The sequence below is a fragment of the Variovorax paradoxus genome (assembly GCF_009755665.1).
In the GTDB taxonomy this organism is placed as follows: domain Bacteria; phylum Pseudomonadota; class Gammaproteobacteria; order Burkholderiales; family Burkholderiaceae_C; genus Variovorax; species Variovorax paradoxus_G.
In genome coordinates, this window is sequence record NZ_CP046622.1 from 305,258 (window position 1) to 316,934 (window position 11,677).

Genomic DNA, 11,677 nt, shown 5'->3' on the forward strand with positions numbered 1-11,677 from the left:
CCGCGGCTACAGCGTGAAGTCGTAGTCGACCGTGATCGGCGCGTGGTCGCTGAACTTGATGGTCTTGTAGATCTGCTCGTTGCGCGCCAGCGCGCCGAGCGCCGGCGTGGCCAGGTGGTAGTCGAGCCGCCATCCCACGTTGTTGGCATAGGCCTGGCCGCGGTTGCTCCACCAGGTGTAGGCCTCGGCCGTGGTCTCGGGCTTGAGCATGCGGTACACGTCCACCAGGCCCGCGCCGTCGGTGCCGGCGTCCAGCAGGCGGGTCATCCAGGCGCGTTCCTCGGGCAGGAAGCCGCTGTTCTTCTGGTTGCCGCGCCAGTTCTTGAGGTCGATTTCCTTGTGCGCGATGTTGATGTCGCCGCAGAGGATGAACTCGCGCTCTTTCTTGAGCGCAATCAGGTGCGGGAAGAAGCCCTTCAGGAAGCGGAACTTGGCCTCCTGCCGTTCCTCGCCCGAGCTGCCGCTCGGAAAGTAGCAGCTGATGATCGAGAGCTTGCGCTCGGGCGTGTCGAAGCGCAGCTCGAGATACCGGCCTTCGGCGTCGAATTCGGTGTCGCCCCAGCCCACGACCACGGCGCTTGGCGCGTGCCTTGTGTAGATGGCGGTGCCGGCGTAGCCTTTTTTCTCGGCAAAGTGGAAATAGCCCTTGAGACCGGCCATTTCTTCGAACCGGCCTTCGATGTCGCTGGCCTGCACCCGGATCTCCTGCATGCAAATACAATCCGGCGCAAGTTCGGCCACCCAGTCCGCCACCCCTTTCGTGGCGGCCGAACGCAGGCCATTGAGATTGAGGCTGGTCAGTTTGAACACAAGGAAATTCCGATGGCTGTAGATGGTGTGGAAAGCAGTTCGGTTGCGCAGGATTTCGTCCAGTTCGCACTCGACTCCGGCGTGCTGCGCTTCGGCGAGTTCAAGACCAAGGCCGGCCGCCTGAGCCCCTACTTCTTCAATTCGGGTCTCTTCGACGACGGCGCCAAGATCGCGCGTCTGGCCGGATTCTATGCAGACCGGCTGATCGAAAGCGGTGTCGAGTTCGACATGATCTTCGGCCCGGCCTACAAGGGCATTCCGCTGGGCGCCACGGTGGCGGCCGAACTGGCGCGCCGGGGCCGCAATTACCCCTTTGCCTACAACCGCAAGGAAGCCAAGGCCCACGGCGAGGGCGGCAACCTGGTGGGTGCGCCGCTCAAGGGCCGCGTGCTCATCGTCGACGACGTGATGTCGGCCGGCACCGCGGTGCGCGAATCGATTGCGGCCATCGAAGCCGCCGGCGCCACCCCGCACGCGGTGTCCATTGCCCTCGACCGGCAGGAGAAGGCCACCGAAAACGGCGTGGACGTGGACCACAGCGCCGTGCAGTACGTGCGCAACCAGCTGGGCCTGCAGGTGGTGGCCATTGCCACGCTCGACGACCTCTTGAACTACCTGTCGGGCAACGCCGCCGCCGACCTGGGTGCGCATCGCGAGCGCGTTCTTGCCTACCGCGCCCGCTATGGCGCTCACTGAGGCCATCGCCATGCCCGTGCGCAAGTTCGACCAGCCGGCCCGGCCGTTCGCCACAGCGGTGTTGCTGCTGCTGCCGCTCGCGGCGGCGCTGTTGCCCATGGCGGTGCCGGCACAGCCCGCGCCGGCGCCGGCTGCCATCTACTCCTGCACCGACGCCCGTGGCCGCACGCTCACGGCGGACCGGCCGATTGCCGAATGCAGCGATCGCGAGCAGCGCGAGCTCGGCCCGAGCGGCACCACGCGCCGCAAGATCGAGCCGACCTACACCGCGCGCGAACTGGCCGAGCGCGAAGACCGGGCCCGCGAGGCCGCGTTGCAGGCCGCGCGCCTCATCGACGAGCGCCGGCGCGAGCGTGCCTTGCTGGTGCGCTACCCCAACGTGACCGTGCACGAGCGGGAGCGCAAGGAGGCGCTGGTGCAGATCGATGCGGTGATCCAGGCCGCGCAGAAGCGCCTGGCCGAACTCGCCGAAGACCGCAAGAAGATCGACGAGGAGCTTGAGTTCTACAAGCACGACATCAGCAAGGCGCCGGGCGCGGTGCGCCGCAAGCTCGAGGACAACGCGCAGAGCGCGGCGGTGCAGAACCGCTTCATCGGCGAGCAGGAAGACGAGAAGAAGCGCGTGAACGCGCGCTTCGACGAAGAGCGCGCGCGCCTCAAACAGATCTGGTCGCCCCAAAACGGCGGCGGCAAGTAGCCCCGCCGCCGTAGGGGCCGGTCAGGCCAGCTTGGCCTTGAGCAGTTCGGTGACCTGAGCGGGGTTCGCCTTGCCGCCGCTCGCCTTCATCACCTGGCCCACGAGGCCGTTCAGGGCCTTTTCCTTGCCGGCGCGGTACTCTTCGACGTTCTTCTGGTTCTTGGCAATCACCTCGTCCAGGATCTTGTCGAGCGCGCCGGTGTCGTTCATCGGCTTCAGGTCCTTGGCTTCGATGATGGCGTCGACATCGCTGCCGTCGCCAGTCCAGAGCGCATCGAACACCTGGCGCGCCGCGTTGTTGGGCAGCGTGCCGTCGGCAACGCGTTGCACCAGCTGGGCCAGCTGCTGCGCGGTGACGGGCGCGGCTTCGATGCCGATTTCCTGCGCGTTCAGGCGGCGCGCCATTTCGCCGGTGATCCAGTTGCTTGCGAGCTTGGGGGTTGCGCCGGCCTTCACCGCGTCGTCGAAATAGCGGGCGAGCGCCGGGCTCTGCGTGAGCTGCGTCGCGTCGTATTCCGACATGCCGTGATCGCGCACATAGCGCTCGGCCATGGCGCGCGGCAGCTCGGGCATGGTGGCACGCACCCGCTCGATCCAGTCGGCGGCGATGACCAGCGGCGGCAGGTCCGGATCGGGGAAGTAGCGGTAGTCGGCCGAGTCTTCCTTGGCGCGCATCGCACGCGTCTCGCCCGTGTCGGGGTTGAACAGCACGGTGGCCTGTTCGACCTTGCGGCCGTCCTCGATCTCCTCGATCTGCCAGCGGATCTCGTAGTCGATCGCCTGCTGCATGAACTTGAAGCTGTTCAGGTTCTTGATCTCGCGCCGCGTGCCGAGTTTTTCGCCGGGCCTGCGCACCGACACGTTGGCGTCGCAGCGGAAGCTGCCTTCCTGCATGTTGCCGTCGCAGATGCCGATCCACGTGACGATCTTGTACAGCTCGCGCGCATAGGCCACGGCCTCCGCGGTGGAGCGCATGTCGGGCTCGGTCACGATTTCGAGCAGCGGCGTGCCGGCGCGGTTCAGGTCGATGCCGCTCTGGCCGATGAAGTCCTCGTGCAGCGACTTGCCGGCGTCTTCTTCGAGGTGGGCGCGCACCAGGCGCACCGTCTTCTTTTCTTCGCCCAGGAAGAACGACACCGAACCGCCTTGCACCACCGGAATTTCGAACTGGCTGATCTGGTAGCCCTTGGGCAGGTCGGGGTAGAAGTAGTTCTTGCGCGCGAACACGCTGCGCGGCGCAATGTGCGAGCCGAGCGCCAGGCCCAGCTTGATGGCGCGTTCGACCGCGCCCTTGTTCATCACGGGCAGCGTGCCGGGCAGTGCCAGATCGACCGCGCAGGCCTGCGTGTTGGGCTCCGCGCCAAAGGCGGTGGAGGCGCGGCTGAAGATCTTGCTCGCGGTCGACAGCTGGGCGTGCGTCTCGAAGCCGATGATGACTTCATAGCCGCGGACCAGCGGGCCGGTCGGACGGCCTTGTTGTTGTGCTTCGAAGGTGTTCACTGTCTCGCTCATTTCAGAAGCCCTCCGGCGTGCGCATGTGCCAGTCGGTGGCTTGCTGGAAGCGGTGCGCTGCGCCGAGCAGCTTCGCTTCGCCGAAGTAGTTGCCGATCAGCTGCAGGCCGACGGGCATGCCCGCATCGAAGCCCGCGGGCACGCTCATGCCGGGCAGGCCGGCCAGCGACGCGGGCAGCGTGAAGATGTCTGCGAGGTAGTCGGCAACGGGGTCGTCCCCATGCTCGCCGATCTTCCAGGCGGTGGTCGGCGCGGCGGGGCCGGCGATCACGTCGCACTGCTTGAAGGCCTGCTGAAAGTCGTCGGCGATCATGCGGCGCACCTTTTGCGCCTGCAGGTAGTAGGCGTCGTAGTAGCCGTGCGAGAGCACGTAGGTGCCGATCATGATGCGGCGCTTCACCTCGTCGCCAAAGCCTTCGGCGCGCGTGCGCTCGTACATGTCGCCCAGGTCCTTGTACTGCTTGGCGCGGTGGCCGAACTTCACGCCGTCGAAGCGGCTCAGGTTGCTCGACGCCTCGGCCGCGGCCAGGATGTAGTACACGGGAATCGACAGTTCGGTGCGCGGCAGGCTCACTTCGACGCGCTTGGCGCCGAGCTTCTCGTATTGCGCCAGCGCCGCATCGACGGCGGCGCGCACGCCGGGCGCCACGCCTTCGCCGAAGAACTCCTTCGGCACGCCGATGCGCAGGCCCTCGAGCGAGTCGTTCAGCGAGCGGCTGAAGTCTTCGGCGGGCTTGTCGAGCGAGGTGGAGTCGCGGTCCAGGTCGGGGCCGCAGAAGGCCGACAGCAGCAGCGCGCAGTCTTCGGCCGAGCGGGCCATGGGGCCGGCCTGGTCGAGGCTCGATGCGAACGCCACCATGCCGTAGCGCGAGGCGCGGCCGTACGTGGGCTTGATGCCGGTGATGCCGCAGAACGAGGCCGGCTGGCGGATCGAGCCGCCGGTGTCGGTGCCGGTGGCCGCAGGGGCCAGGCGGGCCGCCACGGCCGCGGCGCTGGCGCCCGAGGAGCCGCCCGGAATGCGCTCGCGGTTCCAGGGGTTTTGCACCGGCACGGCCTTGTCGTGGCCCACGGCGGGCACGGCCACGTTCTCGTTGGCCGAGCCCATGGCGAACTCGTCGCAGCTCAGCTTGCCGAGGGTGACTGCGCCGGCTTCGGCCAGGCGGCGCACCACGGTGGCATCGAAGGGCGAACGGTAGCCCGCGAGCATCTTCGAGCCGGCGGTGGTGGCGAAATCGGTGGTGACGAAGATGTCCTTGTGCGCAATCGGCACGCCGGCCAGTGCCGGGGCGTTGCCGGTGGCAAGCTGCGCGTCGGCCGCACGGGCCTGGGCCAGCGTGACTTCCTCGTTCACATCCACAAAGGTGCCGAGCGATTCGTGGGACTTCATGCGGCCCAGAAAGGCCTGGGACGCCTCGACCGCCGAAACCTGGCGGTCGGCCAATGCCTTGGCCAGGGCGACCACGCCCATTTGATGCAATTCGCCGCTCATTCGATCACCTTGGGCACGAGGAACAAGCCGGCTTCGACGGCCGGGGCGCTCTTCTGGTTGGCTTCGCGGTTGTTGGGTTCGCTCACCACGTCGTCGCGCAAACGCAGCGTAATGTCTCCGATGGCGGCCACCGGGTGGGCCAGCGGCTCGATGCCGGCGGTGTCGACCGAACGCATACGTTCGACTAAATCGAAAAAGCCATTAATTTGGCTGAGCATGCGCTCGCTTTCGTCGGAAGCAAGCTGCAGCCGGGCCAACGAGGCGATGCGTGCAATATCTGAAGCGGAAAGTGACATGGGTCGAAATGGCTGGAAAACCGGGAGTATTCGCACGCCGGAGAGGGTGCTGACACGGGATTCAGAGGGGGATTCAGGTATTATCCCGCCTTTGCCGCAACCCCCGCGAACGCGCCGGCTTTTGCGCCAAAAACGATCAATCCACCCCGTCAAACGACCAAAAAACAGAGAGCGACGACTTGCCGACGCGCAGGCGTGCTCCAGAGGATTCCGCACATGTTTGGAGCTTTCCGTCGGTATTTTTCCACCGACCTCGCGATCGACCTCGGCACCGCCAACACACTGATCTTTGCCCGCAACAAGGGCATCGTGCTGGACGAGCCCTCGGTGGTCGCCATCCGCCACGAAGGCGGCCCCCACGGCAAGAAGGTGATCCAGGCTGTCGGCCGGGAAGCCAAGGCCATGCTGGGCAAGGTGCCCGGCAACATCGAGGCGATCCGCCCGATGAAGGACGGCGTGATTGCCGACTTCGTGATCACCGAGCAGATGATCAAGCAGTTCATCAAGATGGTGCACCCGCGCACGCTGCTCACGCCGAGCCCGCGCATCATCATCTGCGTGCCCTGCGGCTCCACCCAGGTCGAGCGCCGTGCCATCAAGGACGCGGCCGAAGCGGCGGGCGCCACTTCCGTCTACCTCATCGAAGAGCCCATGGCCGCGGCCATCGGCGCGGGCCTGCCGGTCAGCGAGGCTTCGGGCTCCATGGTGGTCGACATCGGCGGCGGCACCACCGAAGTGGGCGTCATCAGCCTGGGCGGCATGGTCTACAAGGGCTCCGTGCGCGTGGGCGGCGACCGCTTCGACGAAGCCATCATCAACTACATCCGCCGCAACTACGGCATGCTGATCGGCGAGCCGACGGCCGAAGTCATCAAGAAGAACATCGGCTCGGCCTTCCCGGGCTCCGAAGTCAAGGAAATGGAAGTCAAGGGCCGCAACCTTTCCGAAGGCGTGCCGCGCAGCTTCACCATCAGCAGCAACGAAGTGCTGGAAGCCCTGACCGATCCGCTCAACAACATCGTCTCCGCCGTGAAGAACGCGCTGGAGCAAACGCCGCCCGAACTGGGCGCCGACATCGCGGAGCGCGGCATGATGCTGACCGGCGGCGGCGCACTGCTGCGCGACCTGGACCGCCTGCTGGCCGAGGAAACCGGCCTGCCGGTGCTGGTGGCCGAAGATCCGCTGACCTGCGTGGTGCGCGGCTGCGGCATTGCTCTCGAGCGCATGGATCGCTTGGGAAGCATCTTCACGAGCGAGTGAATGCGCCACTGCCATCATCGGCCGGCCCTGCTTGTGCAGGCCGGCCTTTTTGCCATCTGACGTTGCACAGCCAGGCCTGAACCATGCCCTTGGGCACGCTCGATCGCACAGCCCCGCCCCTGTTCAACCAGGGGCAGTCGGCCCTGAGCAAGTTGATTTTCTTCGGTGCGCTCTCGCTGTTCCTGATGGTGGCCGACGCGCGCTTCCATCTGGTTCAGCCCATACGCGCGGCCGTGGGGGCGGTGCTCTATCCGGTGCAGTGGCTGGCGCTCAAGCCGGTGCAGTTCGTGGTGGGCGGCAGCCGCTACTTCGAAGACCTGCAAACGGCCCAGCGCAACGAAGAAGAAGCCCGCAAGGCGCTCATGCAGCAGGCAGAGCGTGCGAGCCAGGCCGACACGCTCGCGCAGGACAACGCACGCCTTCGCGCGTTGCTCGAACTGCGCCAGACCACGCAGGCGCCGGGCCGCGCCGCCGAGGTGCTCTACGACGCCGCCGACCCCTACACGCGCAAGATCGTCATCGACCAGGGGCTCACGCACGGCGTGGCGGCCGGTTCGCCGGTGATCGACGCGAACGGCGTGCTCGGCCAGGTGACACAGGTGCTGCCCTTCACGAGCGAGGTCACGCTGGTGATCGACCGCGATCTTTCCATTCCCGTGCAGAACACCCGCACCGGCGTGCGCAGCGTGGCTTTCGGTGATGCATCGGCGCACGGCGCGGGGCTGGAGCTGCGCTTCATGGCTGCCAATGCCGACCTGCAGGAGGGCGACCTGCTCTCCACCAGCGGCGTCGACGGCGTCTATCCGGCCGGCCTGCCGGTTGCAAAGATCGAGCGCATCGAGCGCCGCGCCGATTCGGCCTTTGCGCGCATCTACTGCGTTCCGCTGGCCCGCGTGACGGCAGCGCGCTACGTGCTGGTGCTGGCGCCCACGGGGGCGCCCGCGGCACCGCCCGCGCCGGCCGCCCCCGCGCGCGGCAAGAAGCCCGAGCCCAAGGCAGACAAGAAAGCCGCGGAGCGCGCCCGATGATCAAACGCCCCGGCCAACAGCAGCTGCTGCTGCCCGTCAGCCCGCTTTTCATGTGGTCGAGTCTGGTGGTGGCGCTGCTCATCAACATGATTCCGATTGGGCGCGCCGCCTGGATGCCCGACCTGCTCGCGCTGGCCATCGTGTTCTGGGGCGTGCACCAGCCGATGCGCGTAGGCATTGGCGCGGCCTTCGTCTTCGGGCTGTGCATGGACGTGCACCAGGCGTCCATGCTGGGCCAGCATGCGCTGTCCTACACCACGCTGGGCTTCTTCGCGATCACCATTCACCGGCGCCTGCTCTGGTACCCGGTGGCTTCGCAGGCGCTGCAGGTGCTGCCGCTTTTTGCGCTCTCGCAATTCATCGAGGTGGTGACGCGCATGATCGGCGGCGGCATTTTTCCGGGCTGGTGGGTGCTGGCCTCCCCGGTCATCGAGGCCGCGCTGTGGCCGTTGGCAACGGCGCTGCTGCTGGCGCCCCAGCGCCGCACGCCGGAACCCGACGAGAACCGCCCGCTCTAAGCCGGGCAGTCCACCTTCCTATGCATTTGCCAACGCACTTGCACGCGCCTAAGCTCACGCCGCCATGACCGAAATCCGCAACGTTGCCGCCGACCTCGCGCGCTTCAAGCGCCGCGTGATCGTGATCGGCATGGTGGTGCTCTTCGCCTTCGGGCTGCTGGGCTCGCGGCTGTTCTACCTGCAGGTGGTGCGGCATGACGACCTCGCCGAGCAGGCCGAGAGCAACCGTACGGCCATCGTGCCGGTGGTGCCGAACCGCGGGCTCATCCTCGACCGCAACGGCATCGTGCTGGCCTCCAACTACTCCGCCTACACGCTGGAGATCACGCCTTCCAAGGTGGGCGACGTCGAAGAGACCATCGACGCGCTGACCCAGGTGCTCGAGGTTTCGCCGCGCGACCGCCGCCGCTTCAAGCGCCTGCGCGAAGACTCTCGCAGCTTCGACTCCATTCCGATCCGCACCCGCCTGAACGACGAAGAAGTGGCCCGTTTCGCGGCGCAGCGCTACCGCTTCCCGGGCGTGGAAATCAAGGCGCGGCTGTTCCGCAACTATCCGCATGGCGAGGTCGCCTCGCACGTGCTCGGCTACATCGGCCGCATCAACCAGCGCGAGAAGACCGCGATGGAAGACTGGGCCGAGGAAGACCAGGCCAACTACAAGGGCACCGACTACATCGGCAAGCTCGGCATCGAGCAAAGCTACGAAAAAACACTGCACGGCCATACCGGCGTCGAGCAGATGGAAACCTCGGCCGGCGGCCGCGCGGTGCGCCGGCTTGCGAGCCATCCGGCCACGCCAGGCAACACCGTGATGCTGTCGCTCGACATCAAGCTGCAGAAGCTGGTCGAAGACATGTTCGGCGACCGCCGCGGCGCGCTGGTGGCCATCGACCCCAAGACCGGCGAGGTGCTGGCCTTCGTGAGCAAGCCGACCTTCGACCCCAACCTCTTCGTCGAAGGCATCGACACCGAAAGCTGGAAAGAGCTCAGCGAATCGCTCGACAAGCCGCTGCTCAACCGGGCGCTGCGTGGCACCTATCCGCCCGGCTCGACCTACAAGCCCTTCATGGCGCTGGCTGCATTGCAAACCGGCAAGCGCGGCCCGAACGTGGTAGTGAACGACCCCGGGTATTTCAACTTTGGCGGCCACCGCTTCGGCAGCCCCGAAGGCAACATCGGCGGCGTCGACATGCGGCGCTCGATCCAGCTGTCGAGCAACATCTATTACTACTCGCTGGCCAACGAGATGGGCGTGGACCTGATCCACGACTTCATGAAGCCGCTGGGTTTCGGCCAGATCACCGGCATCGACCTGGGCGGCGAGGTGCGCGGCGTGCTGCCCAGCACCGAGTGGAAACGCAACGCATACAAGCGGCCCGAGCAGAAGAAGTGGTACGCGGGCGAAACCATTTCGCTGGGCATTGGCCAGGGCTACAACACCTTCACCATGCTGCAGCTCGCGCAGGCCACGGCCATCGTGGCCGACGGCGGCATGAAGCGCAAGCCGCACGTTGCTCTCGCCACGCGCAACACGGTTAGCGGCGAAGTGGCCCCGCTGCCGCAACCGCCCGCGGAGAACCTCGGCTATACGCCGGCCAACATCGCGGTGATCCGCGAAGGACTGACCAGCGTGGTCACCAGCGGAACCGCGCGCGGGGTGTTCGCCGGCGCGGGCTACCAGGCGGCCGGCAAGACGGGTACGGCGCAGGCCGTGACCCAGGCGCAGAACACCAAGTACAACGCCCGCGCGCTCGAAGAGCACCAGCGCGATCACGCGCTGTTCATGGCGTTTGCGCCTGTCAACAACCCGAAGATCGCCCTGGCAGTGATCGTCGAGAACGCCGGTTGGGGCGCGGGCGCCGCGGCACCCATTGCGCGCCGCGTGTTCGACTACGTGTTGATGGACCAGTACCCGAGCGAGGCCGACATGGCTGCCATCAGGATCGGCAAGGCCGGCGCCCCGATCGGCAAGCCGCGCGTGGCGAGTGAAGTGGCTTGGCCAGTGGCTGGCACTGCTGCCACCGCGCCCTGACGGTTTTTCTCCTCTCCCAGAGGGAGAGGGGACAACACCCTAAGCCGCTGCCACCGTGCCGCTGACTTCACCCAGCCCGATTCGCACCGCACCCTCCCGCTCGCAGTAGCCGCGCATGACCAGCGTGTCGCCGTCTTCAAGGAACGTGCGTTTCTCGCCATTGGGCAGCGTGATCGGCTGCTTGCCGCCGAGCGTCAGCTCCATCAGCGAGCCGGCTTCGTCGGGCTTGGGGCCCGAGAGCGTGCCGGAGCCCAGCAGGTCGCCCGGCTGCAGGTTGCAGCCGTTCACCGTGTGGTGTGCAACGAGCTGCGCGGCCGTCCAGTAGGCGGCTTCGGTGGTGTTGCCGCGCGTGAGCCGTGTGGGCGCTTCACCTGCGGCGCGCATCTTCGCGGTCTGCAGCAGCACTTCGAGCGTGATGTCGAGCGCGCCGCTTTCGCGGTTCGAGGGCGCATCGAGGTAAGGCAGCGGTTGCGGGTCTCCCGCGGGCCGCTCGAACCTGGCGCGGAACGGCGCCAGCGCTTCCATCGTCACGATCCACGGCGATAGCGTGCTCGCGAAGTTCTTCGCGAGGAAGGGGCCGAGCGGCTGGTATTCCCAGGCCTGCAGGTCTCGCGCCGACCAGTCGTTGAGCAGCGTCACGCCGAACAGATGCTCTTCGGCCTCGCCGATGGCAATCGGCTCGCCGAGTGCGTTGCCGCGGCCGACCAGAAAACCAAGCTCCAGCTCGTAGTCGAGCCGCTTCGAAGGGCCGAAGCTCGGCTCTGCGGCGTCTGGCGCCTTGGTCTGGCCCTGCGGGCGCTTGAAGACCTGGCCGCTCACGCCGATCGACGACGCACGGCCGTGATAGCCGATGGGCACCCACTTGTAGTTGGGCATCAGCGGCTGGTCGGGGCGGAACAGCTTGCCGATGGTGGTGGCGTGGTGAATGCCGGTGTAGAAATCGGTGTAGTCGCCGATGCGGCAGGGCACGGTGAGCTCGGCCGCATCCTGAGGCAGCAGCGCCTTCGACCATGCGGCCTCTTTGCCGCTGCCTTCCGCAAGGCCCGCCGAGATGGCCGCGCGAAGCGCCTGGCGGTCTTTCACGCCCGCGTTCATCAGCGCGTTCATGTCGTCGGTATCGACCAGGCCTGCGGCCTTCAGGTCGAGCACCTGGTCGCCAATGGCCACCCCGATGCGAAAGGCCTCGCTGCTGCCCGCCGCGCGAAAGCGGCCGAAGGGCAGGTTCTGGATCGGGAAGTCGCAGCCGGCTTCATTGGCCGAGGCAACCCAGCTGCGCAGCTTCGGGTCGTGGGTGGCGTTGAGTGCGATGGTCATGGAATGTCTTTCTTTGGATGTGGCG

General features: G+C 66.8%; 11 protein-coding genes. 6 read left to right on the forward strand and 5 right to left on the reverse strand.

The features are described 5' to 3' along the window. Positions 1 to 6 precede the first annotated feature (6 nt). Positions 7 to 810, reverse strand: coding sequence for an exodeoxyribonuclease III (locus tag GOQ09_RS01410; protein WP_157611456.1), 804 nt, complete (start codon positions 808 to 810; stop codon positions 7 to 9). Between the two features lie 12 nt (positions 811 to 822). Here GOQ09_RS01410 and pyrE point away from each other — a divergent pair, with 12 nt between their 5' ends. Both pyrE and GOQ09_RS01420 read left to right on the forward strand, forming a co-directional pair. Continuing rightward, the gene (pyrE, locus tag GOQ09_RS01415; RefSeq protein WP_157611458.1) at positions 823 to 1,506 is read left to right on the forward strand and encodes an orotate phosphoribosyltransferase; all 684 of its coding nucleotides are present in this window, start codon (positions 823 to 825) and stop codon (positions 1,504 to 1,506) included. Positions 1,507 to 1,516: 10 nt separating this feature from the next. Then, positions 1,517 to 2,203, forward strand: coding sequence for a DUF4124 domain-containing protein (locus GOQ09_RS01420; protein WP_157611460.1), 687 nt, complete (start codon positions 1,517 to 1,519; stop codon positions 2,201 to 2,203). Positions 2,204 to 2,224: 21 nt separating this feature from the next. Here GOQ09_RS01420 and gatB read toward each other — a convergent pair whose 3' ends face one another. From gatB to gatC, 3 genes are read right to left on the reverse strand one after another with little or no spacing between them, the layout of a single operon-like run. Then, a complete protein-coding gene (gatB, locus tag GOQ09_RS01425; protein WP_157611462.1) occupies positions 2,225 to 3,715 on the reverse strand; it encodes an Asp-tRNA(Asn)/Glu-tRNA(Gln) amidotransferase subunit GatB in 1,491 nt (496 codons plus the stop codon). 1 nt (position 3,716) lies between these two features. Then, complete coding sequence (gene gatA / locus GOQ09_RS01430) at positions 3,717 to 5,204, reverse strand: Asp-tRNA(Asn)/Glu-tRNA(Gln) amidotransferase subunit GatA (protein WP_157611464.1); 1,488 nt, start codon at positions 5,202 to 5,204, stop codon at positions 3,717 to 3,719. After that, positions 5,201 to 5,500 carry an Asp-tRNA(Asn)/Glu-tRNA(Gln) amidotransferase subunit GatC gene (gene gatC / locus GOQ09_RS01435; protein ID WP_157611466.1) on the reverse strand — a complete coding sequence of 100 codons (300 nt, stop codon included), beginning with the start codon at positions 5,498 to 5,500 and terminating at the stop codon, positions 5,201 to 5,203. Before gatC ends, gatA begins: the two co-directional genes overlap by 4 nt. Positions 5,501 to 5,716: 216 nt before the next feature. Between gatC and GOQ09_RS01440 the strand changes: the two genes are divergently transcribed. From GOQ09_RS01440 to mrdA, 4 genes are all read left to right on the forward strand, one after another. Then, the gene (locus GOQ09_RS01440) at positions 5,717 to 6,760 is read left to right on the forward strand and encodes a rod shape-determining protein (protein WP_007833435.1); all 1,044 of its coding nucleotides are present in this window, start codon (positions 5,717 to 5,719) and stop codon (positions 6,758 to 6,760) included. A gap of 83 nt (positions 6,761 to 6,843) precedes the next feature. After that, the gene (gene mreC, locus GOQ09_RS01445; RefSeq protein ID WP_157611467.1) at positions 6,844 to 7,788 is read left to right on the forward strand and encodes a rod shape-determining protein MreC; all 945 of its coding nucleotides are present in this window, start codon (positions 6,844 to 6,846) and stop codon (positions 7,786 to 7,788) included. Then, the gene (mreD, locus tag GOQ09_RS01450) at positions 7,785 to 8,306 is read left to right on the forward strand and encodes a rod shape-determining protein MreD (RefSeq protein ID WP_157611469.1); all 522 of its coding nucleotides are present in this window, start codon (positions 7,785 to 7,787) and stop codon (positions 8,304 to 8,306) included. The genes mreC and mreD overlap by 4 nt, the downstream gene beginning before the upstream one ends. 64 nt (positions 8,307 to 8,370) lie before the next feature. Then, entirely contained in the window at positions 8,371 to 10,338 is a 1,968-nt protein-coding gene (gene mrdA / locus GOQ09_RS01455) for a penicillin-binding protein 2 (protein WP_157611471.1), read from the forward strand. A gap of 39 nt (positions 10,339 to 10,377) precedes the next feature. On the opposite strand, the gene fahA is transcribed toward mrdA, so the two are convergent. Continuing rightward, complete coding sequence (fahA, locus tag GOQ09_RS01460) at positions 10,378 to 11,652, reverse strand: fumarylacetoacetase (protein ID WP_157611473.1); 1,275 nt, start codon at positions 11,650 to 11,652, stop codon at positions 10,378 to 10,380. Between the last annotated feature and the right edge of the window lie 25 nt (positions 11,653 to 11,677).

Bases quoted from the DNA above. Each gene is read 5' to 3' on its own strand.
- gatA (WP_157611464.1), bottom strand. From the start codon at position 5,204: ATGAGCGGCGAATTGCATCAAATGGGCGTGGTCGCCCTGGCCAAGGCA.
- GOQ09_RS01440 (WP_007833435.1), top strand. From the start codon at position 5,717: ATGTTTGGAGCTTTCCGTCGGTATTTTTCCACCGACCTCGCGATCGAC.
- mreC (WP_157611467.1), top strand. From the start codon at position 6,844: ATGCCCTTGGGCACGCTCGATCGCACAGCCCCGCCCCTGTTCAACCAG.
- GOQ09_RS01420 (WP_157611460.1), top strand. From the start codon at position 1,517: ATGCCCGTGCGCAAGTTCGACCAGCCGGCCCGGCCGTTCGCCACAGCG.
- gatC (WP_157611466.1), bottom strand. From the start codon at position 5,500: ATGTCACTTTCCGCTTCAGATATTGCACGCATCGCCTCGTTGGCCCGG.
- pyrE (WP_157611458.1), top strand. From the start codon at position 823: ATGGCTGTAGATGGTGTGGAAAGCAGTTCGGTTGCGCAGGATTTCGTC.
- gatB (WP_157611462.1), bottom strand. From the start codon at position 3,715: ATGAGCGAGACAGTGAACACCTTCGAAGCACAACAACAAGGCCGTCCG.
- mreD (WP_157611469.1), top strand. From the start codon at position 7,785: ATGATCAAACGCCCCGGCCAACAGCAGCTGCTGCTGCCCGTCAGCCCG.
- fahA (WP_157611473.1), bottom strand. From the start codon at position 11,652: ATGACCATCGCACTCAACGCCACCCACGACCCGAAGCTGCGCAGCTGG.
- mrdA (WP_157611471.1), top strand. From the start codon at position 8,371: ATGACCGAAATCCGCAACGTTGCCGCCGACCTCGCGCGCTTCAAGCGC.